Annotated in this window: 15 protein-coding genes; 7 read left to right on the top strand and 8 right to left on the bottom strand. The window is 72.5% G+C overall.

All coding sequences use genetic code 11. The features are described 5' to 3' along the window. Positions 1-121 precede the first annotated feature (121 nt). Complete coding sequence (locus ACGFIM_RS15025; protein ID WP_393200280.1) at positions 122-949, top strand: helix-turn-helix domain-containing protein; 828 nt, start codon at positions 122-124, stop codon at positions 947-949. 293 nt (positions 950-1,242) lie between these two features. Here the strand turns inward: ACGFIM_RS15025 and ACGFIM_RS15020 are convergent, their stop codons facing one another. Then, positions 1,243-4,506 carry a S8 family serine peptidase gene (locus ACGFIM_RS15020; RefSeq protein ID WP_393200278.1) on the bottom strand — a complete coding sequence of 1,088 codons (3,264 nt, stop codon included), beginning with the start codon at positions 4,504-4,506 and terminating at the stop codon, positions 1,243-1,245. Between the two features lie 123 nt (positions 4,507-4,629). Here ACGFIM_RS15020 and ACGFIM_RS15015 point away from each other — a divergent pair, with 123 nt between their 5' ends. The 4 genes from ACGFIM_RS15015 to ACGFIM_RS15000 all read left to right on the top strand — a co-directional run bounded on the left by ACGFIM_RS15015 (position 4,630) and on the right by ACGFIM_RS15000 (position 7,755). Continuing rightward, complete coding sequence (locus ACGFIM_RS15015; protein ID WP_393200276.1) at positions 4,630-5,247, top strand: RNA polymerase sigma factor; 618 nt, start codon at positions 4,630-4,632, stop codon at positions 5,245-5,247. Next, positions 5,240-6,283 carry a CU044_5270 family protein gene (locus tag ACGFIM_RS15010; protein ID WP_393200274.1) on the top strand — a complete coding sequence of 348 codons (1,044 nt, stop codon included), beginning with the start codon at positions 5,240-5,242 and terminating at the stop codon, positions 6,281-6,283. Before ACGFIM_RS15015 ends, ACGFIM_RS15010 begins: the two co-directional genes overlap by 8 nt. Further along, positions 6,280-7,176 (top strand): hypothetical protein, encoded by an 897-nt coding sequence (locus tag ACGFIM_RS15005; protein WP_393200272.1) that lies wholly within the window; start codon positions 6,280-6,282, stop codon positions 7,174-7,176. Before ACGFIM_RS15010 ends, ACGFIM_RS15005 begins: the two co-directional genes overlap by 4 nt. 264 nt (positions 7,177-7,440) lie before the next feature. Further along, positions 7,441-7,755 carry a hypothetical protein gene (locus tag ACGFIM_RS15000; RefSeq protein WP_393200270.1) on the top strand — a complete coding sequence of 105 codons (315 nt, stop codon included), beginning with the start codon at positions 7,441-7,443 and terminating at the stop codon, positions 7,753-7,755. An 83-nt stretch (positions 7,756-7,838) separates the two neighbouring features. On the opposite strand, the gene ACGFIM_RS14995 is transcribed toward ACGFIM_RS15000, so the two are convergent. Genes ACGFIM_RS14995 through ACGFIM_RS14975 form a run of 5 tightly spaced genes read right to left on the bottom strand, consistent with a single transcriptional unit; the run spans position 7,839 to position 13,142 of the window. After that, entirely contained in the window at positions 7,839-9,329 is a 1,491-nt protein-coding gene (locus ACGFIM_RS14995; protein ID WP_393200268.1) for an ATP/GTP-binding protein, read from the bottom strand. Between the two features lie 28 nt (positions 9,330-9,357). Beyond that, positions 9,358-10,854, bottom strand: a complete 1,497-nt coding sequence (locus ACGFIM_RS14990) for an SCO6880 family protein (RefSeq protein WP_393200266.1) — start codon at positions 10,852-10,854, stop codon at positions 9,358-9,360. Further along, on the bottom strand, positions 10,841-12,004 hold the full coding sequence (locus tag ACGFIM_RS14985; protein WP_393200264.1) for a hypothetical protein: 1,164 nt from the start codon (positions 12,002-12,004) through the stop codon (positions 10,841-10,843). The genes ACGFIM_RS14990 and ACGFIM_RS14985 overlap by 14 nt, the downstream gene beginning before the upstream one ends. After that, on the bottom strand, positions 12,004-12,864 hold the full coding sequence (locus tag ACGFIM_RS14980) for a hypothetical protein (RefSeq protein ID WP_393200262.1): 861 nt from the start codon (positions 12,862-12,864) through the stop codon (positions 12,004-12,006). Before ACGFIM_RS14980 ends, ACGFIM_RS14985 begins: the two co-directional genes overlap by 1 nt. After that, a complete protein-coding gene (locus ACGFIM_RS14975) occupies positions 12,861-13,142 on the bottom strand; it encodes a hypothetical protein (RefSeq protein ID WP_393200260.1) in 282 nt (93 codons plus the stop codon). Before ACGFIM_RS14975 ends, ACGFIM_RS14980 begins: the two co-directional genes overlap by 4 nt. Positions 13,143-13,452: 310 nt before the next feature. On the opposite strand from ACGFIM_RS14975, the gene ACGFIM_RS14970 reads away from it, so the two are divergent. Together ACGFIM_RS14970 and ACGFIM_RS14965 are read left to right on the top strand one after the other, a co-directional pair. Then, positions 13,453-14,448, top strand: coding sequence for a transglycosylase SLT domain-containing protein (locus tag ACGFIM_RS14970; protein ID WP_393200258.1), 996 nt, complete (start codon positions 13,453-13,455; stop codon positions 14,446-14,448). After that, positions 14,445-15,245: a hypothetical protein gene (locus tag ACGFIM_RS14965; RefSeq protein ID WP_393200256.1), complete on the top strand. Its 801-nt coding sequence runs from the start codon at positions 14,445-14,447 to the stop codon at positions 15,243-15,245. Before ACGFIM_RS14970 ends, ACGFIM_RS14965 begins: the two co-directional genes overlap by 4 nt. A 336-nt stretch (positions 15,246-15,581) precedes the next feature. Here the strand turns inward: ACGFIM_RS14965 and ACGFIM_RS14960 are convergent, their stop codons facing one another. Next, a complete protein-coding gene (locus tag ACGFIM_RS14960; protein WP_393200254.1) occupies positions 15,582-16,199 on the bottom strand; it encodes a hypothetical protein in 618 nt (205 codons plus the stop codon). After that, complete coding sequence (locus ACGFIM_RS14955; protein WP_393200252.1) at positions 16,196-20,923, bottom strand: hypothetical protein; 4,728 nt, start codon at positions 20,921-20,923, stop codon at positions 16,196-16,198. Before ACGFIM_RS14955 ends, ACGFIM_RS14960 begins: the two co-directional genes overlap by 4 nt. Between the last annotated feature and the right edge of the window lie 334 nt (positions 20,924-21,257).

Genomic DNA, 21,257 nt, shown 5'->3' with positions numbered 1-21,257 from the left:
CCACCGTCCGACGGCCGGTGCCTCCACCTTCCGGGGAGCCGCGGGCATCAGCCAGTGCCCGCCACAGCCAGTGGACCCGCAGTACCACGACGGAACGCGGCCGCATGCCCATACTGGGGAGATGACCACGGATCTGGGCAGGGCGCTGCACGCCTGGCGGGATCGTACGAAACCCGCCGAGGTCGGCCTGCCGGACGACGGAGGCCGCCGCGCGCCCGGCCTGCGGCGTGAGGAGCTCGCCCAGCTCGCCGGCCTGTCCGTCGACTACATCGTGCGGCTCGAACAGGGCAGGTCGACGAACCCGTCCCCGCAGGTGCTGTCCGCGCTGGCGCGGGCGCTGCGGCTGACGGCGGCCGAGCGCGAGCATCTGTTCGTGCTCGCCGGTCAGGCGGCGCCGGGCCCCGGGCAGATCTCCGACCACGTGCCGGCCGGCGTCCAGCGCCTGCTCGACCGGCTCACCGGCACGCCGCTGAGCGTGTACGACGCCGCATGGAACCTCATCACGTGGAACCGCCTGTGGGCCGCGCTGTTCGGCAGGCCGCCCGCGTCGCGCGGCTTCGCGAGGAACGCGGTGTGGTGGTCCTTCGTGGAACCGCCCGCCGGATACCCCGAGGCGGTGAGCAGGGAGACGGGCCACCGCGCCGCGTTCGTGTCCGACCTGAAAGCGGCCTCCGCCCGTTACCCCAAGGACGCCGGGCTGGCCGCGCTGATCGGAGAGCTCCGTGCCCGCAGCGGTGACTTCGCGGCGCTGTGGGACTCCGGCGTGGTGGGCGTGCACGAGCCCCTGACCAAGACGGTCCGGCACGCGAGCGTCGGCGAGCTCACCCTCGACTGCGACATCCTCGCGGCGCTCGGCACCGACCTGCGGATCATGGCCTTCACGGCGGCGGAGGGCAGCGAGACCGCCGAGCGGCTGCGGTTGCTGGAGGTCGTCGGCGTCCAGGTCTGACGGGTGATGAGTCGGCGCGGGGCCGCTCAAGGCGGTGGGGCCTTCTGCTCAGGCGGGTGGAGGGGGCATGCGGGGCGTTGTGCGGCGTCGGTCACGGGCTCCGCAGGGGGCCATCGTTCTCGGAGATGCGGGGGGGCTTCGCTCGCCAGGAGGTCCCGTTGGAGTCGTCGTTGCCGTCCGTCATCAGCGTCGGCGCGGCGGAGGCGTTCCGGGATCAGGTGACGGGCGACTACTGCTGAGCGGGCAGGGCCCGGCCCGGGCGGTCGCCCGGACCGGGCTCAGACGGTCGGTGGTCAGGTCCGGGGTGTGATGCGGTACGCGCGGATCACCGTCTGCTCCACCGCGTTGCCCGCGCTGTCGGTGGCGCGGGCGCGCAGGGAGACGAACCCGGCGGCGGCCGGGTGGTGCACCGTGACCTGGCCCCTGTGGACGCGGGCCGGGCTCCAGGTGGCGCCGTCGTCGAAGGAGACCTCCACGCTCAGCTCTCGCACGTCGCCGGCGGCCGAGCCCGGCTGCCGCTCCACGCGGATGGGGATCCGGTACGTCCGCCCGCTGGGCGCGGTGTTCGCGGCGTCCAGGGCGGGTGCGAAGCGGACGACGGAAACCGGGAGCGGAGTGGCGGCCTCGGTGTGGCCGGAGCGGAACGTCCAGGTGACCGCGTTGCGGGTGGTGAGGGTGGCGGGCGCGCCGCGCTCGGTCTCCACGACGAGCCGGTACCCGGCGTCCTCTGGCGGGACGCGGAAGCCTATCCTGCCCGGCTGCGCGCTTTCACCGATCAGGACACCGTCCCGGTAGAGCGCGACGCGTGCCCGGGTGATGACGGACCAGCCGGGGTGGCCGGCGCCGTCGCCGTAGAGGGACGGGTTCGCCGCGATGGCGTCGCCGGAACGGGTGACCCCGTAGCCCTCCTCGCCCGCCGCCAGGACGGGGGAGAAGACGCCCGTGTTCCACGACTCCTGGTAGGTGCGGCCGGGCGCGTAGCGGGCGGGGCCGGACTCCAGGGAGGTCGCCCGCCCCTCAGGGCCGTCCTCCCAGAAGGAGCGCCGCCACGTCACCCCGCCGTCCGCGTTGACGTACTCGGTGATCGTGGACGGCATGGGGAACGTGATCTCGGTCAGCAGCTCGGAGATCGGCCCGTCCGGCGGCTGCGGGGCGACGGCGGCGCGGCCCTGGCCGCCGGTCACGTGGGCGGCATAGGCGGTGCGCACGGTCGCCAGGTCGCGTTCGGACACCTGGCGGCGGAACCCGGTGACCATGCCGCCCTCGTGGAACCAGGCGAGCTGGTAGACGCGGGAGCCTGCCGGCCGCGCCCACATCCCGCTGATCTGGGTCCTCGATTCGTCGTAAGAGCGTTCGGGGCCGAGCTGCGCGGTCGCCAGGTTCTCGAAACGCTCCGAGACCAGGGGATAGACGACCCGGCCGTCGCTGAAGGTGACCTGCGCGCTCACCGGCGCGGCCGAGGCGTCGGGGACGCCGACCGTGATCGGCTTGCCCAGGCGGGCGTCCAGGTGGAGGGTCCGGTTCTCGGTGAGATCGAGGCCGGGGTGGACGAGCTGGGTGGCGTGGTCGCCCTCGAACAGCGTGCTCCGGATCACGTAGCGGCCCTTGGGCAGGCGGAGGGTGCCCCGGCCATCGCCGGAGTCCGGCAAGGTGATCTCCTGGACGAGGCCGGAGGGGTCGATCCTGTGCAGGGTGGTGAGGTGATCGGTGGCCGGGGCGCCGTCACGGCCGGTGTGCTCGAAGGTCAGCGCGTACGCCTCCTGCTCGATCTCCACCGCCAGCGGCGTGCTCACCCGGACGTCGCCGCCGGCGGCGACGAGGTGGCCGCCGAGGAATCCCACCGGGGCCGCCTTGGTGTCGGCGGTGACCGAGACCTCCGCCCGGCCGCCCGCCGGCACGGTCACGGTCGCGGGGCTCACCGTGAACGCCCCCGACCCGCCCTCCACGGACAGGGCGAGCGTCACGGGCGCGGTGCCGTGGTTGCGGTAGGTGACCTGCCTGGTGAGGGGCTTGTCGTCGTCGTGCGGCCACTCCTGCACGCCGAACCCGACGCCGCCGGGCTCCGCGATCACCGCCTGGGCCGTGGCCCGGTCCACGTCGACCCGGCCGGCGCCCTGGTCGAAGACGCCCAGCGTCGGGTTCGGGGACGCCGATCCCATCAGCGCCGCCTTGAGCATGGCGGGGCTCCAGTCCGGGTGCTGCCCGGCCAGGATCGCGGCGGCCCCGGCGACATGCGGGGCGGCCATGGAGGTGCCGGACATCGAGACGTACGATCCTTCGCCGTCCCGGGCGTCCTTCGAGCGGGCGGCGACGATGTCCTCGCCGGGCGCGGTGATCTCCGGCTTGAGCGCCGAGTCGTAGGCGCGCGGCCCCCTGCTGGAGAACTCTGCGAGATCGCCGGACTTGGTGACCGCCCCCACCGCGAGGGCCGCGTCGGCGCTGGCCGGCGACTCCACCGATCGCTGCCTGCCGCTGTTGCCCGCGCTGACCACGAACAGCATGCCGTAGCGCTCGGTCAGCGTCTCCACCGCCGACTCCAGCGGGTCGAGCTCCGGGGTGTCCTCGCCGCCCAGGCTCAGGTTGACCACCTTCGCGCCCTGCTCGGCGGCCCACTGCAGGCCCGCGAGCACCGCCGAGTCCGCACAGGAGATCACGCACACCTTCCCGGCCAGGAGGCTCACGCCGGGCGCGACCCCCTTGTACGTCCCGCCGGACGCGGCGCCGCTCCCGGCGATGGTGGAGGCGATGTGGGTGCCGTGCCCGTCGTGGTCGGTGGGATCGCCGGAGCCGGTGAAGTCGGCCTGCGCGGCCACCCGGCCGGCCAGGTCGGGGTGGGCGGCGTCCACGCCGGTGTCCAGCACCGCCACCTTCACTCCGGCGCCGGTGTGCCCCCGCTGCCACGCGGCGGGCGCGCCGATCTGCGTGACGCTGGTGTCGAGCGCGGGCTTGCGCAGGCCGTCCAGCCAGATCCCGTCCGGATCGCCGGACGATTCCTTGCCGCCGGACAGGGTGCGCGCGCCGTCGCGGACGCGGTTCCAGAAGCCGGTCACGTCCTGCTTCCTGACCCGTACGGCCAGGCCCCGCACGGCGCTCAGCTCGCGCGTCACCTGGGCACCGCCCGCGGTCATCGACTGGCGCAGCCCGCTCGCGAGCCCCTGCCTCGAGCCGGTGACGATGAGCGGCAGGTCGCCGCGGCGGTCGTCGTAGCCGTACTCGATGAGCCGCGTCACGTCGAACAGGCGCGGGTCGAGCCGTCCCCGCCGCACCAGCGAGGCCGCGTCGCTGGGCACCACGCGCAGCCGGCCCTCCTGCTCGTCGATGGCGAAGGAGATCCCGGTACGTCCCGCGCCCCGCTCGACGTGATAGCCGCCTCCAGGGGTCACCGTCACCCGGTCGCCGGTGATCAGGGTGACCGTGACGGGGGAGCCGGCGGGCGCTCCTCCGGCCGCCGCGGGCGCCCCGGGCGTCCCGGCCGCCGCGGGCGCCGGTGCGGCGAGGGTGGATGCGGCGAGCGCCAGCGCCGTGGCCCCCACCAATAACGACAGTCTGCTCTTCATATCCTCTTCCAGCCGGTGTCGCTGTGGCCCGCCGTGCATGGCGGGCCGCCCGTACTCCGCCGGAAGGGCCGGCTGCTTTCACCGGGCGTGAAAGCGGAGCGCCTCATCGGATGAGTAGGGGACGTGACTGCCAATTCGACGGCTTCGGATCTCGCCGATCCGCCGGGGACGCTCAGCGACGAGGCACTCGTCGAGCTGTCGCGCCGCACCCCCGAGCGCTTCGGCGAGATCTACGACCGGTACGTACGCGAGATCCACGCCTACCTGGGCAGGCGGCTCGACCGGCAGGCCGCTGACGATCTCACGGCCGAGGTGTTCCTGGCCGCGTTCAAAAAGCGCGGCACGTTCGACGCCCGGCGCGGCGCGGTCCGTCCCTGGCTGTACGGCTTCGCGAGCAATGTGATCGCCCTGCACCGGCGCGCCGAGGCCCGGCGGCTGGCGGCGCTGCAGCGCAGCGCGGGCACAGGCGGCGACCGCGAGCAGGGCCACGAAGATCGCGTGGTCACCCGCGTGGACGCCGCGAGCGCACAGGGGCGGCTCGCGGCCGAGCTGCGCGCGCTGCCCGACGGCGACAGGGACGTGCTGCTGCTGAGCGCGCTGGGCGAGCTGAGCCACGAAGAGGTGGCCCAGGCGCTCGACATTCCGTACGGCACCGTCGGCTCGCGTCTGTCCCGGGTGCGCAGGAAGCTCCGTGCCGCCCTGGGCGGCGTCAATCCATTGCGTGGAGGCTCTGATGGATGAATACCAGGCGGTTCGGGACCTGCTGCCCCCGCCGCCGCTGTCGCCCGAGGTCGAGCGGGCCGGGCGGGAACGGCTGGCCGCCGCCTTCGCCCGGGAACGGCGGGCCCGGCGGGGCGTCCGAACCTCCCGCTGGACCGCGCTGGCGCTCGGCCTGGCCGGGGCCGCCGCCGCGGCGTCGATCGCCATCGCGTACGTCGCGCCGGGCGGCGTGCCCGCACCGACCGGAGCGGCCGTCCAGGCCGACGACAAGCGGTTCCTGCTGGTCGCGGCCGCCTCCGTGGCCGCCATGCCGGACGAGGGCGCGTGGTGGGGCAGTACGGAGATCAGCGGGCGGCAGTTCCACGAACCCGGCGGGCGGTACGTCCTGCGCGAGAGCGAAGCGACCGAGGTCTGGATCCCGGCGGACCCCGAAGGGCTCACCTGGTACCGCCGGACCCCGCAGGGCGTCAGGCCCGCGACGCCCCAGGACGAGGCGGCGTGGGAGGCCGACGGCAAGCCGACGTCCTGGACGTACGACGAACCCTCCGAAGTCGGGCACCGCGGCGTCGTGCGGTCGGAGCCCGGCGAGCAGCGCACCTGGTCGACCGAGGACTGGGACTTCCGCATCCTCACCGCGGGCAAGCCGCTGACCAAGATGAGCGAGGTGCCCGACACCCCAGAGGGGCTGAAGGCGTACATCGCCGGTGACGACCGCACGACCATCGACACCGCGGCGCGGCTGCTGTTCTTCGCTCCCGTGACGAGCGGAACGAGAGCCGCCGCCTATCGACTGCTCGCCTCCCTGCCCGGGGTCAGCGCGGCCGGGCAGGTGACCGACGTGCTCGGCCGGACCGGGCAGGCGGTCGAGTACGACTCCAGCGAGCTCGCGCCGCCGGACTACCGGGGGGTCACCAGGACCCGCCTGGTGATCGACCCGGCCTCCGGCAGGCCCCTTTCCATCGAAATCCGATCCGCCGCCGACGGCACGCTCCTGACGTACATCGCGATCAAGGACAGCCGCTGGGCGGACTCCAACCCGTTGAAGGAGCACCGATGAGATTCACCCTTGCCGTCGCCGCCGGCCTGCTGGTCGCCGGTGTGGCCGCCGCCCCGGCGTCCGCCGGCGCCCCGGAGGGCGCGTACTGGCGGGTGGAGGAGACCTTCACCAAGACCCACCCGCACCCCGTCGGCAGCGGCTACTACCTGACCGAGCGCAGCGTCAGCACCGACTGGCTGTCGCCGAAGGGCGAGAGGTGGACCGCCTTCCGCGAGCTGGGCGCCAAGCCCGCCACCAAGAAGGACGAGGCGGCCTGGCGCGCCGACGGGTCGCCGACCACCTGGGCGTACCGCACGGAAGGCATGAAGTTCCGCCTGTCCACCAAGCCCGGCAAGGGCTGGGTCAAGCGGGACGACGACTGGCCCGGCACGTTCAAGCTGGGCGCGAAGTCCTACACCTACCAGCAGCTCCAGGCGCTGCCGTCGAACGCCGACGCGCTCAGGCGGCGGCTGTCCGCCGACGTCCGCGCCTGGATCGACGAGGCCGCGAAAGAAGCGAAGACCACCGCTCCCAAGGCCACGAAGCAGGACTGGCTGGTGAACGCCGACCGCTACATCGCCGAGCACGCGGTCCAGCTCCTGTACGCCGACCCCGTGCCCCGCAAGGTCAGGGCGGCCGCGTACCAGGTGCTCAAGACCACCAAGGGCGTCGGCGACCTCGGCCGCGGCAAGGACCCGCTGGGCCGCGCCGGCCACAAGCTCGCCCTGCCCGTCGTGTCGGGGAAGGGGACGGTGCTCAAGGAGCAGGTGCTGGTGGACACCGCGACGATGACGCTGCTCGCCGAGTACACCGACCTCACCGAGAACGGCAAGCCGGTGCTCGGGAAGTCGGGCGTGACGACGTACAAGGTGGGCTGGACGGACGACAAGCCCGCCGTGCCGGACGCGAGCTGACCCTCCGCCGCCCGTGCCACGTCGGCGGCCGGCGCCACGCGGAACGCGCCGACGCGGTCCACGAGGGAACCGCCGATCAGCATGAGCGCGATCTGCGGGAGCGCGCCGATCAGCAGCACCTGACCGGTCGCCTCCGGGCCGTACGACTGGGTGGCCGTCCAGCTGAGGGCGACGTGGAAGACCTGGTCGCCCAGCATGGACAGGGCCTCGCCGCCCAGCCATAAGGCGATGCGGCCTCCCCGTCAGGGGTGGCGTCGCCCGTGGATGGGGCGCGAGTTCGGCCCCGCCGCTCGGCGGCGTACAGGTGACTACTACGAGCGGCTGGAGCAGGCGCGCGCCCCGCGCCCGTCTCGTGAGGTGCCGGCGGAGCTGGAGGCCGAGCTGCTGGACGGGAGCGCCGCGTTCGCCGAGCTGTGGGCCGCGCACGAGGTCTCACCTGAGCCGAGCATGCGCAAGGCCCTGCACCATCCGCTGGTGGGGCCGATCACCCTCACTTGCAACGTGCTCGACATCTCCGATCGGGATCAGCAGGTCGTGATCATACGGCTGAGCCCGGCTCTCCGGATGAGGAGGCTTTGAGGCTGATCTCGGTAGTGGGCACGCAGCGTCTCACCGTACCCGGCTGATCCGCCGGCCGTGGCCTCGGCGGGCCGGGGCCGAGCTCAGGTGTCCCTGGGGGGTCGCGGCTCGGGGAGCGCCCAGCGCTTGTTGGTGCGGTCGACGGCGAGCTCGGCGGCGGTGAGGTCGATGTGGACGGGAATGCCCGGACGGCCGCCCACCTTGACCAGGAACTTCCCGCGGCCGGGCGGTTCGCCGTCGCGGTCGCGGGCGCTGTCCCAGCTCGGCGGGGTGGACCAGTCGACGATCATGCGCTGTTCGGCGGCGGACATGCGGACGACCTGGGTGAGCGCGGCCATCTCCGCCTCGGGCAGCCCACCACAGATGATCATGCCGGCGCGCTCGGCGAAGCCGCGGGCCTTGAGGCGGTCGGCCTCCTCCGACAGGGCCAGCAGGTCGCTCATCGTGTGGGTGATCATCGCCTGGCCGACGCCGCGCTGCCGGTTCAGGCGGGTGAGCGCGTCCACCCGGTCGACGAGGCCGCGCCCGGCCCGCAGCACCCGCCACAGCTCGTCCAGCACCACCCAGAACCGCCGCTGCGGGGCGAGGCCGGCGTCGGCCAGGGCGTGCGCGGCCTCGATCGCGCCGAACCCCTCCGACCAGCATGCCAGCAGCACGGCCGCCTGCAGCTCCTGGTCGGCCTCGTCGATGCCGGAGATGTCGATGCAGGCGCCGGCAGGGGTGTCCAGCCGGATCGGGGTGGTGGTGTCGCGGGCGAACGCGTCGCCGAGCGGCCCATCGAGCAGCCCGAGCAGCGAGGCGTGCAGGGGATCGACGACCTGCCGGTAGCGTTCCTCGCTGCCGCGGGCCAGGGTGACCGCGCGCACCGGGTCGGGGCCGACGTCGATGACGTGGATCAGGTCGGGCAGGACGGGTACGCCCGGGTGGCGCTCGTCCAGCACGCGCAGCGCCGCCGACAGGATGGTGCGCTCGGTGTCGGCGACGGGACGGCCGCGCACGATCGTGATGAGGGCCGAGACGGTGTTGAGCCGCCGGCCGTGCGCGTCGGCGAGCAGCCGTTCGCGGTCGAGGCCGGACAGCCGCGCGGCGGCGGCGCCGATCTCGCCCGGGTCGAGGACGTTGAGCGCGCCGAGCCCGCGCCCGAGCTTGATGATCTGCCCGCCCATCGCGGCGATGAGGTCGGTGTAGTCGGGCTTGAGGTCGCCGAGCACGAGGGGGATCACGCCGTAGCCGGCCAGGCCGACGATCTGGCGGCGTACCAGGGTGGACTTGCCCAGCCCCGGCTTGCCGAGCACCAGCTCCGACGGGTTGTGGATGAGCCCGGCGCGGGCGAACCAGGAGATCGGGTCGCAGCACAGGGTCGCGCCGCCGGTCAGCTCACGCCCGAGCGGCACCCCGATCGCGGGCGTGCTGGACCCGACCCCGAACGGCCACAGCCCGCACACCTGCACGGTGGTACCGCGCCACTCGGGCGGCGCCTCGACGTACGGCACGCGGCCGCCGCCGCGCCCCGCGTACCCGCGCGCGCCGGGGCGCCGGATCGGCGGCGGTGAGGCGGAAGTCCTCCGAGGCATGGTCAGCTCCCTCCAGAGACGGGGGCGGTCACATGGTCTCCCTGACGAACGCGGGGATCCGCAGGTGGTCGGGCAGCACCAGGCCGAGCGGCAGCGCGGCGGCGAACGCGGCGGCCTGGGCGCCGTACATGCGGCGCAGCCGGACCCGCGCCGACGGGGCGAGCGTGTCGATCGCGGCGACGGCCGCGGGCAGGTCCTCCAAGCGCGGGACGGTGGCGGTGACGAGCATCGCGAAGCGCACCAGGCCCGCGCCCTTGGCCTCTTCGCGGGCGCTCTGGTCGGCGGCGGCCACCGCCACGGTGTCGCGGGCGGCCGCGTTGGCGCCGCCGATGCGGAAGCGGGCGTCCTTGCGGTCGCGCTCGACGAGCCTGGCGGCGCTGCCCGGATCGTAGGGCCGGTACAGCAGCGAGACCCGCTTGCGCGTGACGTCGCGGTGCGGGGCGAGCAGGTCGGTGAGCACCGGCGCAAGCACTTCGCCCCTGGGGGCCTCGCTCATCGCCCAGGTGACCGAGACGCCGGAGTCGTGGCGGTAGTGGTCCCACGACTCCTGGGCGGCGGCCGGGCCGATATGGTCCCGTGGCTGGGCGACCGGTTCGCCGCCCGACCTGGCCGCCTCCAGCACCCGGTGGCTCGCGGGGTCGTAGGCGATCCTGATCGCCTCCGCGATCTCGGCGCTGGTCATGGGGCGGCAGGCGCCCGCGCCCGCCATGCTGAGCCCGGCGGTCAGTCCGGGCAGGCGGGTGGCGATCTCGCGGGTCATGGCCTCTGCACTGCGCGGCCGGCCGCCGCTGCGCAGGTTGGCAGCGTACGTGACGGCGATCCTGGTGGAGACCTGCGCGGAACCGGCGGGGTAGGTCCGCACGACGTCGTTCAGAACGGTCGCTGCCAGGTCGGGGGCGTCGGGCGAGAGGTTGTCGGCCACCTCGCGCCGCAGACGGGTGCCGAGGTCCGGGGCGGTCTCGACGGTGACGGTCGCGGCCACGAGGGACGGCTCGTACGCAAGGCCCGCCAGCCACTGCCCCCAGTGCGCCACCCAGGTGTCCACCTGGTCGCCGTCCACCAGCGCCGCCCCCTCGACGGACGCCTCGAACACCGCCGTGTAGTGCCCGGTCGCCGGCACGACGATCAGGCCGAAGTCCCGCCCGCGTGAGTCCGTGGCGTCCAGGACGTGCGAGGCCGCGGCCAGGCCGGGAAGCTGGAAGGCGCCCTTGTGGGTGATGCCGAGCGGCCCCGACCGGTACAGGTGCCGCCCGCTGCTACGGCCGCGCAGCCACGACAGGCGGGCGACCGCGATCTGCAGCCCGGTGCGCCCGTGCCGGTCGCGCAGCAGCAGCATCGGCGCCAACACGAACGCGAGTACGGCCGCGAGGATCAGCGCGGCCCGCAACGAGACCATCATGGTGATCACGCACGCCACCAGGCCGCCGAGCACCAGAAGGGTGCCCAGCAGGCCGAGCTCGCCGATCCCCGGGCTGGCCGGGCGGCGCCAGTTGCCGTAGGTGCGCTCGGAGTCAGCGGTCGCCATCCGGTTCTCCTTCTCGTAGGGGTGTGCCGGCCGCGGTGGCGGCGGCCGCCTTCCTGATCGTCGGGGCGCCCGGGGACGTGCCCCGGGAGTCGCGGGGGTCGGTGGTGGGCAGGGCGCCCGTCGGCCCCGCCGGACGCGCCGTCCTGCCCGCGTCCATGCCGGGTACGGCGGCGTGATTCCGCCCGAGGGCGGGCAGGAGACGGGCGCCCGTGGCGACGCCCGCGTACGCCATCGCGGGAGCGGAGTCGCCGCCGCCCTGGCTCACCGCGCCGACCACCGGGGCGAGCAGCCGCATCAGCGCGGGCAGCGCCGCCACCGCCAGGATGATCACCACCAGGCCGGACATCTGCGCCAGCTCCGACGACGGGGCGCCCATCGCGAGGAAGGCGTAGCTGTAGACGGTCGCGGCGGCGGGCTTGTACAGGGCGAACGCGAGCGCCCAGACGGCAATGCGGGCCAGCCAGGCGCGCCCTGCCTCGGTGCCGCTCAGCGCCGCCGCCATCGGCAGCATCGCGACCAGCAGCCCGAGCAGTGCGACGCGCGCCAGCATGAGCGTGATCTGCAGGATGCAGGAGATGATCGAGGCGAGCGCCAGCACGATCATCAGCCCGGGAGGCAGCGTCACGCTCTGCAGGCCGGCCAGCCGGGTGATCGCGGTGCCGAAGTCGTAGCCGAGGCCCGCGCTGTCCAGCGCCTGGCCGATGATCCAGCCGGAGTAGGCGTCACCGGCCTCGACCAGCAGCGACATCGCCGCCGTGCCGCAGCCGGTGACCACCGCGAGCGTGAGCAGGCCCGCCGTGGCCCGCATCGCCGGCTCGGCCCGCCGCCGCAGCGCCAGCCGCCCGGCGGCGATGACCAGGCCGAGCACCGCGAGCAGGCCGACGTACCAGTGCGTGCGCTCCTGCAGCCAGGCCACGGGGCCGACCCTGTCGGACAGCACGGGCGCGGCGGCGCTGCTTCCCGAGAACTCGGCCATCATGCTCAGGACCTTGACCTGGGCCTCCTGCAGCGCCTCGGCCAGCTCCTGGATCACCCCGCCGCCCGCCGCACCATCGGCGGCGCCGCCGGTGCCCGCGCAGACCACGTCCGATCCGGGCACGTCGCACAGGCTCGTCCCGGGCTCCGGTGACAGCATCCGTACGGTCCTCATCACACCCCGCTCCACGGCACGAACCCGGCCAGTGAGGTCACCGCCTGCACGCTCGGGCTGACCGACCCGTCGGGCTGCAGCCGCAGCCGCCAGTCGCCGTCGCTCCACACCACGGTGACCGTGCTCACCTGGAGCCGCCCGGTGGCGGCGAACCGGGACACGAGCTGGACGGTCGCCACCTCGGGTGTGTACGAGGCGATCGCGTACGCGGCGAGCTGGCCCTTGCCGCCAGTGTCGAGGCCGGTGCGCACCTGCCGGCGCTGGGCCACGTAGGCGTCCCTGCCGGGGCCCGGCATCACCTGCGTCTCGACCACGCGCCGCCAGTCGTCGGCCAGGACGAACCGGGTGGCGATCTGCCAGGCGGCGATCAGCGCGCCGGTCGGCGTACGCGCGTAGCAGCGGTGCACGCCGGCCTCCTTGCGGTGCGGGCCGTGCTCGCGCGAGACGGGCTCGGCGACGCCGTGGAAGACCGTCCACGTGACGTCGGCGGGCGGCTGCTCGGGCAGCTCCTGGGAGGCCGTGCCCGGTGTGGCGGGGCACCGGCCTGGCCCTGCGGCGGATCGCGTCGGGGATGGGGTGGAGGACATCAGGGGCAGCGAGGGCAGCGAGGGGACCGGCGGTGCGGCCGCCGGAGCCGGCGGCGGTGAAGGAACGGGCGCACGCGGCGGCGGCCGGTCGGCGGCGGGATGCCGTTCCGTGCGTACGAGCACCGCCACGGCCAGCGCCGCGGTCAGCGCGACGAAGACGGCCGCCGCCCAGAACGCCGCGCCGCGCGGGGACCGTGGCGCGGCCGCCTCGCTCGGAGGCGGCGGGGTGGACAGATCGGGCGGCTCGGCGGACCGCCGGCTGGTCGACGTCATGTCAGCAGAGCGCTCACCAGGCCGGAGGCCGAACCGAGCAGCACGCAGGCGGCCATCACCCAGGCCAGCCCGATCGCGTGCCTGCCGCCCTCGCCGCGGTGATGGATCAGCGCCATGCGGGCGGCCACCCCCATCACCCCGGCCACGCACAAGCCCGTGACGATCCACGTCGCCCAGCCCAGCGCGGTCAGCAGCTTCTCTGAACCGGGCGGCGGCGTCCCCATGCCCGGGTCGGGGACGCCGGCGAGCACGAGCACATCAGCCAGCAAACGCGTCATGTGGGTCCTCCGGTGTGATCAGTCGCTGGGTGGATCGCCGGCCCCGTGACAAAGCTCCGGGGCATCTTCCGGTAAAGGAAATGACAAGGACCGCCTTATTTCTCGGGAACCGTTATTTGTGCGGCTGACGCCATCCGAATATCTCGCAGCATCGGCCGTTGACCAGGTAAAACCTTACTGTGCGAAATCGCGTACGGCCACTATCGACACCTTTCTGGAAGCGGTTCACGCAAGGGCTGTGTGCAGCGAATGATACGGCTTCGGCAAATGTAAATGGCGGCGACAAGAGAGGCATTGGGACGCGTTCGTCATGAATAAGGGTGGAAAGCTGGTCATGGTGGCGACGGCCACATTTCTGGCTCTTTTGATCGGACTGGTGCTGCTGGCGAGCGGCCGGCCGCCGGGAGCGGCGCCGGTGATCGCGCTCCGCCCCGGCAGCGTCCCCGCCGCCTACCAGGCGTGGCTCAGCCGGGCGGGACGCATGTGCCCGCACGTCAGCCCGCCGCTCATCGCCGCGCAGGTGGAGGCCGAGAGCGGCTGGCGGCCCAAGGCGCGCTCCAGCGTGGGGGCGCAGGGCATGGCGCAGTTCATGCCCGCCACCTGGGCGAGCTACGGCAGGGACGCCGACGGCGACGGCGTCGCCAGCCCCGACGACCCCGAAGACGCGATCATGGCCATGGCGCGCTACGACTGCTCCCTCGCCCGCAGGCTCGCCCGGCTGCCCGGGGACACGACGTCCAACATGCTCGCCGCGTACAACGCCGGGCCCGGCGCGGTCCAGCGGCACAGGGGCGTCCCGCCGTACCCGGAGACTCAGGCGTACGTACGTCGCGTCCTCGCCCGCGTCGCCCACTACACCGACACCTCGGTCACCGCGTTCGGCGCCACCGGCTTCGGCGGGGCCGTGGTGGCCACCGCGCTGCGCTGGCTCGGCACCCCGTACGCTTGGGGCGGCGGCGGCCCCGGCGGCCCGACCCCTGGCATCGGCAGGGCGGCGGACGTCGTCGGCTTCGACTGCAGCGGCCTCGTGCTGCACGCCGTCTGGGCCGCATCGGGCGGACGCGTCCAGCTCCCGCACCTCGCCGCCACCCAGGTCACGGAGCACGGCGTCCCGGTGCCCCGCGACCGGCTGCTGCCCGGCGACGTTATCGGCATCGACCACCGCGACGGGCGCGGCATCAGCCACATCGTCATCTACATCGGGCGCGGCCAGGTCGTCCACGCGCCGCAGACCGGGGATGTCGTCCGCATCTCCCCGCTGACCGCCTTCTCCTCCGCCGACTGGACCATCCGGAGGTACGCATGAGCCCGCGACCACCGGCGGCCCTCGCCACGGCACTCACTCTCGCCGCCGGCACCGTCGCCGCCGCTGCCGCGCTCGCGGGGTGCGTCGCCCTGGGGCCGCCACCCGCCGAGCCCGCGAGCTCCGGAACGACGGCTCCGCCAGGCGGGGGCGCGGCGCCGATGGCGGGTGAGGGCGCGGCGACGGGGGCCGCCGTGCCGGGACCGGCGGCTTCCGGCGGGTCCTCACCCGGGGCCGGGGCGGGGCCGGGGCAGCCGTCCGGCGGGTCGGTGATGTTCGGGCCCGCGACCGCCACCCCATCGACCGGCACGCCCGCCGAGGAGGGCCAGGGGGCGCGGCCATCGGCGGCCCCCGCGACCACCGCCTCGCCCCTGCCCACCCCCGAGCCGGGATCCATCGACCAGCGCGACGCGGACGCCGTCGGCACCGCCGTACTGACGACCATGTGGACCATCGACACCACCGTCGACCGGGACCAAAGGGACGCCGCGCTGCGCGCCGCCGGCTGGCTGAGCCCGGAGTACCTCGCCGAGCTCCGGGACGGCCCGCAGCCCGGCACGGACGCCGACTGGACCACGTGGGCCGCCCACCGCGCGCGCACCCGCCCGGCCCTGACCGTGGGCAGCGACACGCGCCCGCCCGACAGCGCGACCCACGCCGACCGGCAGTGGCAGCTCACCGTCACTCCCATCGGCGCGGACGGCTGGCGCGGGCGGCCGCTCGTCATGACCGCGTTCGTCAGCCTGCAGCGGCGGGGGAGCGGCGCCCCCTGGCGCGTCACCTCCGTCACCCTCCGCTGACCCCGGCCGCGGGCCCTCGCACAGGAACCCGCGCAGGGGAGGGAACCGCCCCGCCGCCGGCCCGCGAATCCGCCCACGGACTCAGCAGCCGCTCGGGTTGTGGTTCTGCCTGCGGTCGCAGCAGCCGCTCGCCCTGTGAAGCGCTCGTGTCGCGAAGCGTCGCCTGCACTGCGATGGCGCTCCGGTCGGAGAGCAGCTCGGGTGCGGAGGTGCTTCGGTCAGGGAGCCGGTCTCGGGCGTGAAGGCGCTCGGGCCGAAGCGACGTACCGACGTCATGAAAAAGCCGTGGCCGGCTCCTCGCGGAACCGGCCACGGCGTCGTCTGGCGTGCGGGGCCCTAGCTCTTGCTCACCTCCTTGACCTCCAGCCGCTTGTCGGCCTTGGACGCCATCGGCCGGCGCGTCTCGACGGTGATGTTGTACTCACCGACCATCGCCACCTGCGTGAGCGCCTGGTACGTCCCACGCTGCCCCGGCACCTCGGTCATCACGATGGGTCCCTGCCGATGCGACATCGGCATGGACACCATGTCGGTGTAGGCGACGACCTCCGCTCTGGTGATCGGGTCGTAGCTGCCGGGCGCGCTCACCCGGGCCATGATCCGCACCTGGAGGTTGCCGACGTGCTCGGCGGTGATGTCGATCGCCGCCTGCGGATGCCCGCCGCTCGCCGGGCCGGGCGTCTGGTGGGACGGGTGCCCGCCGGCCGCATGACCACCGGTCGCCGGAGCCGGGATGGTCGGCCGCGTGATGAGGAAGCCGATCACCCCGATGCTCAGGGCGAGCGTCATCCCGACGCATCCACCGATCACCAGGCCCTGCCGGAACGGCGTCAGCCCCTCGGGCTTACGCGCCTTCCTGGGCCGGCCCGGAGTCCGGCGCGGGCCGGGAACCTGCGGCACCCCGGCCGGCTGCCGGTCGGTCTGGGCCGTCCTGAGCTTGCTGAGCAGGCTCATCGCGACCGCCTTCCGTGGCTGGACCGCCCGCTCTGGCCGGCCGCGCCGAACCACGCGTACGGCACCGGCGGCTCGATGGGACGCTCGTCCTCATCCCGGACGGGCTCGCGCTCGTCCAGCATGGGCGCGCGGTCATCTTGTACGGGCGCGCGCTCATCCTGTCCCGGCGCACGGAACCTGTCGCCCATCGGCCCGTCCGGCAGCGGCATCAGGTCCGGCCGGAGCTTGCCGTACACCCGGAAGATGCCCCACTGACCTTGGTTGAGATGGCGGACCAGCACGCCGGAGCGGTACAGGTAGTCGCCAGGACGGTGGCGGAACCCGCCGGCACCGCCGGTGCTGCTCGGGTCGACCATGAAGTCGTCCACCACGCCGGGCACGACGTTGTAGACGCTGCCCGGGTTGAACTTCCCTTGCGAGGCCGTGATCTCCGACTCCGGATCGTTGGGCGACCGGCGCCAGACGTGCCCGTGCAAGGAGAAGCTCGTGGAGCGTGGATCGCCCACGGCCTGTCCGACCCGGAAGACCGTCCTGTCACCGGCGTACGCCTCGAAGATCGGCGTCGCCGGGTCGCCGTGCACCCGCGAGCTGAAGATCTTCGTGATGTCCTGGTTCCTGAGGTAGCGCCAGACCCAGGGTTCGTTGGCGTAGTTGATCGAGAACTCTCCTTGATCCTCCGGGTCGTCGGCCTGCCTGCTCGGCTGGAGCACGAGGTCGAGGTTGTCCGGCACGGGCTGGCCGTTCCTGCGGAACAGCGAAAGGTCGCTGTTCATCAGGATGATGTTCTCCCGGAAGTCCGGCTTGTCGGGATGCGTGATCACGGCGCTGGTGCCGCTGGCGAGCGGCCGGCCGGTCTTCGGATCCAGGTACTCGGATCCGGGCTTCTCGATGATCAGTGCACCGTACAGGCCGTGGTGCAGGTGGTTCTGCACATCGGCGAAGTCACGCAGGATCGCCATGCCGGTCAGGTCCCTGGGCAGGTTCCAGTGGTACTGGATGGTCTTTCCCGGCCCCACCGACTTGGGCGGCTTCCCTGGGATGAGCTGGGCGCTGATCGATACCTTGGAGCTCACCGGGAACGGCCTGAAGCCGGGAACGTTCTGCTCGTTCCTGGGCGGGATCTGCAGGCACTGCGGGAAGCGCAGCACGTTCTCCCTGAAGCCGAGCTGTCCCGGTTCGATCGCCTCGTGGCAGTGCGGCCGCATCTTGCGTGGGTCGAGCTTGTTGGTGAGGTTCACCGTCACGCAGTCACCGGCGTTCGCCCTGATCACGAGGGGCTCTGGCTGTTTTCTCCCTTCGCGTATCGCCTGCTCGTCCTCCGCGAGCGCGTACATGAGGCCGTTCGGATCGTGATCGCCGTTCTTGTTGTAGACGATGTCCCTGTTCATGGCGATGACGTTGAACGTGCGGCTCTGGCCGGTCCGGCACGGTGTCACGGGGCGGCTCTGCAGCCTGCCGGCCCCCACGCCCGCACCGGTGCCGGCGCCTACGCCTGCACCGGCGCCCACGCCGGCACCGGCTCCCGCACTGGCGTCGGACCCGAACATTCCGGCGCGCGCCCCGTCCTCGTCGATCGCCAGCTCGGTATGGCGATGGTGCTTGTCATGCGTACAGGTGTCGCGTGGGAAGTCCGGAAGTTCCGGAATCGGCGCCTTGCCGTTGCGCGGGTTGGAGCACGAGAACAGGCGGAACAGTCCCCAGTCGCCGAGGAACCAGTCGTCCGCGCCCGCGTAGGCGTAGACGTAGTCGTCCACCTCCAGATCGGGTGTCGGCGGTGGTGGCGGATCTTGCGACAGGTCGAGATCGAAGTATTCGAGCATGCCGATGTGCTGGGCGCTGATGACGTTCGATCCGGGATCTTGTGGTTCGCGCCGCCATCGGAAATGGTCGAGGTTGAATCCGTGTGACTCCTCTTGCGAGAGCTGGAAGAGCCGGATCTTCACCGGATCGCCGCGGTACGCCTTGATCAGCGGTGTGAACGGATCACCGTGCACCTTGGAGTTGAACAGCAGTGACGGATCCCGGTTTCTGCGGGCCTCGAACGGTTCGAGCCGGTAGTTGATCCCCATGCCGCCTTGGTCGTCGTGGCTCGACGGGAACTTGGCAGGGAAGATCGGCACCCCGTCCGGGGTCTCGAACTTGTCGTCGTCCCGCCTGCGCGGGTCGTTCGGCTGGAACAGCGGGACGTGGTCCTCGATGAACAGCGCGACGTTGCGGTAGTCGACGCCGTCCGTCGGCATGCCGTTGTAGTCGACGGTCGGCTCGCAGTGCACGTCGAAGATCGTGCCCACGACCGCGCGGGTCCTGGCGCCCGGCACATCGGGCACGCAGCCCGCCGGGTGGATGGTCGAGCCGCCGAAGAGCCCGTTCTTCTGATGCACGTTCGGGAAGAAGTGATCGTGGAACGAGTTCGTCTTCGTGTTCTCCTGCACGAATGTCCGGTAGATGATCGTGTCGCCGGGGTCGGCGCCCTGGTCGTAGTTCCACCCGTTGGCGGCGCCGTCGGAGGTCAGCACGTCGAAGTGCACCATGTGCTGGTGGATGCCGACCTCGTTGGTCTCCTGCTTCCTGTCGAAGACGTTGCCGCCGAAGACCCGGGGCAACTCGTTGGTCAGCCGATATTCCACGCAGTCGCCGACGTTGAGGATGGGTGCGAACGGCTCGGGTTTCTTACCGTTCAGCACCGCCCGTTTGTCGCGGTTCAGGACATAGATCCGTGATTGTGGGATCGTCCATTTCAGCTTGGGGTTGTACACCTGCCTGAGCTGGATGGCCGAGAGTTTGTAGACCTTGTTCACTCCGATGCCCACAGGGCACGGGTCCTGGAAGAACGCGCCCGGCTTGAGCCCGCCGGGGTCGGCCGCCGCTCGCTCCAGCGGGGTCGGCGGGAAGACGCCGTCCTCCGTCCGCGCGGCGACGCCGAGCGGCGGCTTGGGCGCCTTGAAGCCGAACACGCCGGGAATGAAGAACGGGAAGCCAGGCCGTTCCGGCGTCGGCGCCGGCGGCGGGTTCACGCCAGGGACATCGGGCTGGTAGTCGTGGTCGGGCAGCGGGAACAGCGGCAGGGAAGGCGTGCCGTCCGGCTGCCTGCGCGTACCGTCCGACAGCGTCTCCAGCGTGCGGTTGAGCCCCCACATGCCGTCCGCGAAGTGCGGATACAGGTGGCAGTGGAAGATGATGTCGCCGAACGACGCCGGTTTGCCGGAGCTCGCCGACCCCGCGCCGCCCTGGATGATGAGCGGGTAGTGGGCGCCCGGCGAGACCGCCTGCACGTCGAGGAGGTTGGTCTTCCTCGTCACGTTGGCGGGATCGCTGATGTTGTCGATGCCGCCCTCGTCGTTCGGGTCGAACATCCAGCGGTTGACGTGCCAGTGGAAGGTGTGGGTCTCCTCCTCACCGGGCGCCAGCAGCCGGACCTGCGTCGGCTCGCCGCGGTAGTTGCCGATCACCAGGTCGCCGCCGCCCGGGTCGCCGAACGCCCACGAGGAGAGCGAGGTCTCCTCACCGATGCAGCGCTCGGCGTCGAACCCCTGCTCCTCTCGCCTGGCGGCCGGGCAGCCGACCTCCTCGCGGTTGAAGCCGGGCTCGGAGCGGTAGTTGAAGGCGAACCACTGGAGCGTGATCGGGATCTCGCCCTGCACCAGCGCGTCGGCGTCGCCGCCGCCGAGACCGGGCAGCGTGCCCGCGGTCAGCAGCCTGAGCTGCTGCCTGGTGGGCTCGATGCACGACCTGCCCTCGGGTGGCTGCGCGTCACCCGCGTCGGCCTCCTCGTCGTCGTTGCGGCAGAACCGCGTGAGGATGCCGGGCTCCGCCTGCACCTCGTCGTGCATGAACAGCACGTGCTCGCGGAAGTCCTTGCCGTGCCGCCGGATGATGACGGCCTGGGTGCCGGACTCCAGCGGCTCGCCGGTGCGCGAATCCACCCAGGTCGCCCCGGGCTCCTCGATGATGAACGCGCCGAACGCGCCGAACGCGTGCGAGCCGATGAAGCGCACGTCGCCGTTGCGATCGATCGGGCGGGTCGACACCGAGGTCCAGTCGGCGCCGTCCTTGAACTGGAACTCACCCTGTATGGCGGCGTGCAGCCGGTAGGTGATCGTTTCGCCGGGACGCGCCGTGGAGTCCGGGTTGTTGCCCACCACGGTGCCGTCCGCGCGCTTGACGTCGTAGTCGAGGCCGTCGAAGTGCATGGAGGCGTTCGGCGCCTTGGCCGGGTCGAATTCGATCTGCGGTACGGTCAGCGCCGGGGCGAACTCGCGAGGCTTCGGCGTCACCGTGCCCGGAGGCAGCAGCCGCTCGCCCGGCAGCGTGAAGATCGCGTTGTTGCGGATCTCCTCGTTCAGCGGCGGCGCCGGTTCGTTGAGCCGGTTGGTGAAGTTCACCTTGATGCAGTCGCCCTGGTTAGCGCGCAGGACCAGCGGCTCGATGAGGTCGCGCAGCCCGCCCTGCATCGGGTTCGCCGCCTGCGTGTACGTCCGGCGCACCTCGTCGATGTTCTCGTCGAGGACGTACATGCGTCCCTCGGGCACCACGTCGCCGAACCGGTTGAGGAACAGCGGCAGGTTGATCAGCGATACGTCGAACGTCCTCCACTTCTTCCCCGCGCACGGATGCCGGGTCGGTTGCTGGACGTCGGGCAATCGCTGGGCGATCGCCTCGCTCATCATCCACATCGACCCGCCGGCCAGGGCCATCCACAGCGCGGCGGCGGTGACCAGGAGCACCCTGATCGGCCAGGTCTTCTGCCGGGATTTCGAGTGAGGAAGGCCGCCACGACGACGGCCAGTACTAGGAGCGGTAGGAAATCGGTGTACGGCGCGTTCAAGCATCCTCCAACCGACTGACCACGGAGTGGTCTGTCCCCCGGGGGATCGTGAAGAGGTCCGGCCAGGGGGGAGAATGACCGCTTACATCGCCCGCTACATGGCCGCCCCCGAGACGTCCCGGCCACACGCCTGGCGATGCCGCCTGGCCAGGGTATGGGCGCGGATCTTGCCGCCCCACCCGACCCGCCGAAGATCGCAGTGCGTGACCCAGAAGTTCGCGTCGTGATACGGG

It is taken from the genome of Nonomuraea sp. NPDC049309 (genome assembly GCF_043196965.1).
In the GTDB taxonomy this organism is placed as follows: Bacteria; Actinomycetota; Actinomycetes; order Streptosporangiales; family Streptosporangiaceae; genus Nonomuraea; species Nonomuraea fastidiosa.
This window is presented reverse-complemented; position numbering and strand designations above follow the sequence as displayed.

What these genes read in the sequence shown, in the direction of transcription:
- ACGFIM_RS14960 (WP_393200254.1), bottom strand. Translation starts at nt 16,199, where the DNA reads ATGAGCCTGCTCAGCAAGCTCAGGACGGCCCAGACCGACCGGCAGCCG.
- ACGFIM_RS15005 (WP_393200272.1), top strand. Translation starts at nt 6,280, where the DNA reads ATGAGATTCACCCTTGCCGTCGCCGCCGGCCTGCTGGTCGCCGGTGTG.
- ACGFIM_RS15020 (WP_393200278.1), bottom strand. Translation starts at nt 4,506, where the DNA reads ATGAAGAGCAGACTGTCGTTATTGGTGGGGGCCACGGCGCTGGCGCTC.
- ACGFIM_RS15010 (WP_393200274.1), top strand. Translation starts at nt 5,240, where the DNA reads ATGGATGAATACCAGGCGGTTCGGGACCTGCTGCCCCCGCCGCCGCTG.
- ACGFIM_RS14985 (WP_393200264.1), bottom strand. Translation starts at nt 12,004, where the DNA reads ATGAGGACCGTACGGATGCTGTCACCGGAGCCCGGGACGAGCCTGTGC.
- ACGFIM_RS15000 (WP_393200270.1), top strand. Translation starts at nt 7,441, where the DNA reads ATGGGGCGCGAGTTCGGCCCCGCCGCTCGGCGGCGTACAGGTGACTAC.
- ACGFIM_RS14970 (WP_393200258.1), top strand. Translation starts at nt 13,453, where the DNA reads ATGAATAAGGGTGGAAAGCTGGTCATGGTGGCGACGGCCACATTTCTG.
- ACGFIM_RS14990 (WP_393200266.1), bottom strand. Translation starts at nt 10,854, where the DNA reads ATGGCGACCGCTGACTCCGAGCGCACCTACGGCAACTGGCGCCGCCCG.
- ACGFIM_RS14995 (WP_393200268.1), bottom strand. Translation starts at nt 9,329, where the DNA reads ATGCCTCGGAGGACTTCCGCCTCACCGCCGCCGATCCGGCGCCCCGGC.
- ACGFIM_RS14975 (WP_393200260.1), bottom strand. Translation starts at nt 13,142, where the DNA reads ATGACGCGTTTGCTGGCTGATGTGCTCGTGCTCGCCGGCGTCCCCGAC.
- ACGFIM_RS14965 (WP_393200256.1), top strand. Translation starts at nt 14,445, where the DNA reads ATGAGCCCGCGACCACCGGCGGCCCTCGCCACGGCACTCACTCTCGCC.
- ACGFIM_RS15025 (WP_393200280.1), top strand. Translation starts at nt 122, where the DNA reads ATGACCACGGATCTGGGCAGGGCGCTGCACGCCTGGCGGGATCGTACG.
- ACGFIM_RS14980 (WP_393200262.1), bottom strand. Translation starts at nt 12,864, where the DNA reads ATGACGTCGACCAGCCGGCGGTCCGCCGAGCCGCCCGATCTGTCCACC.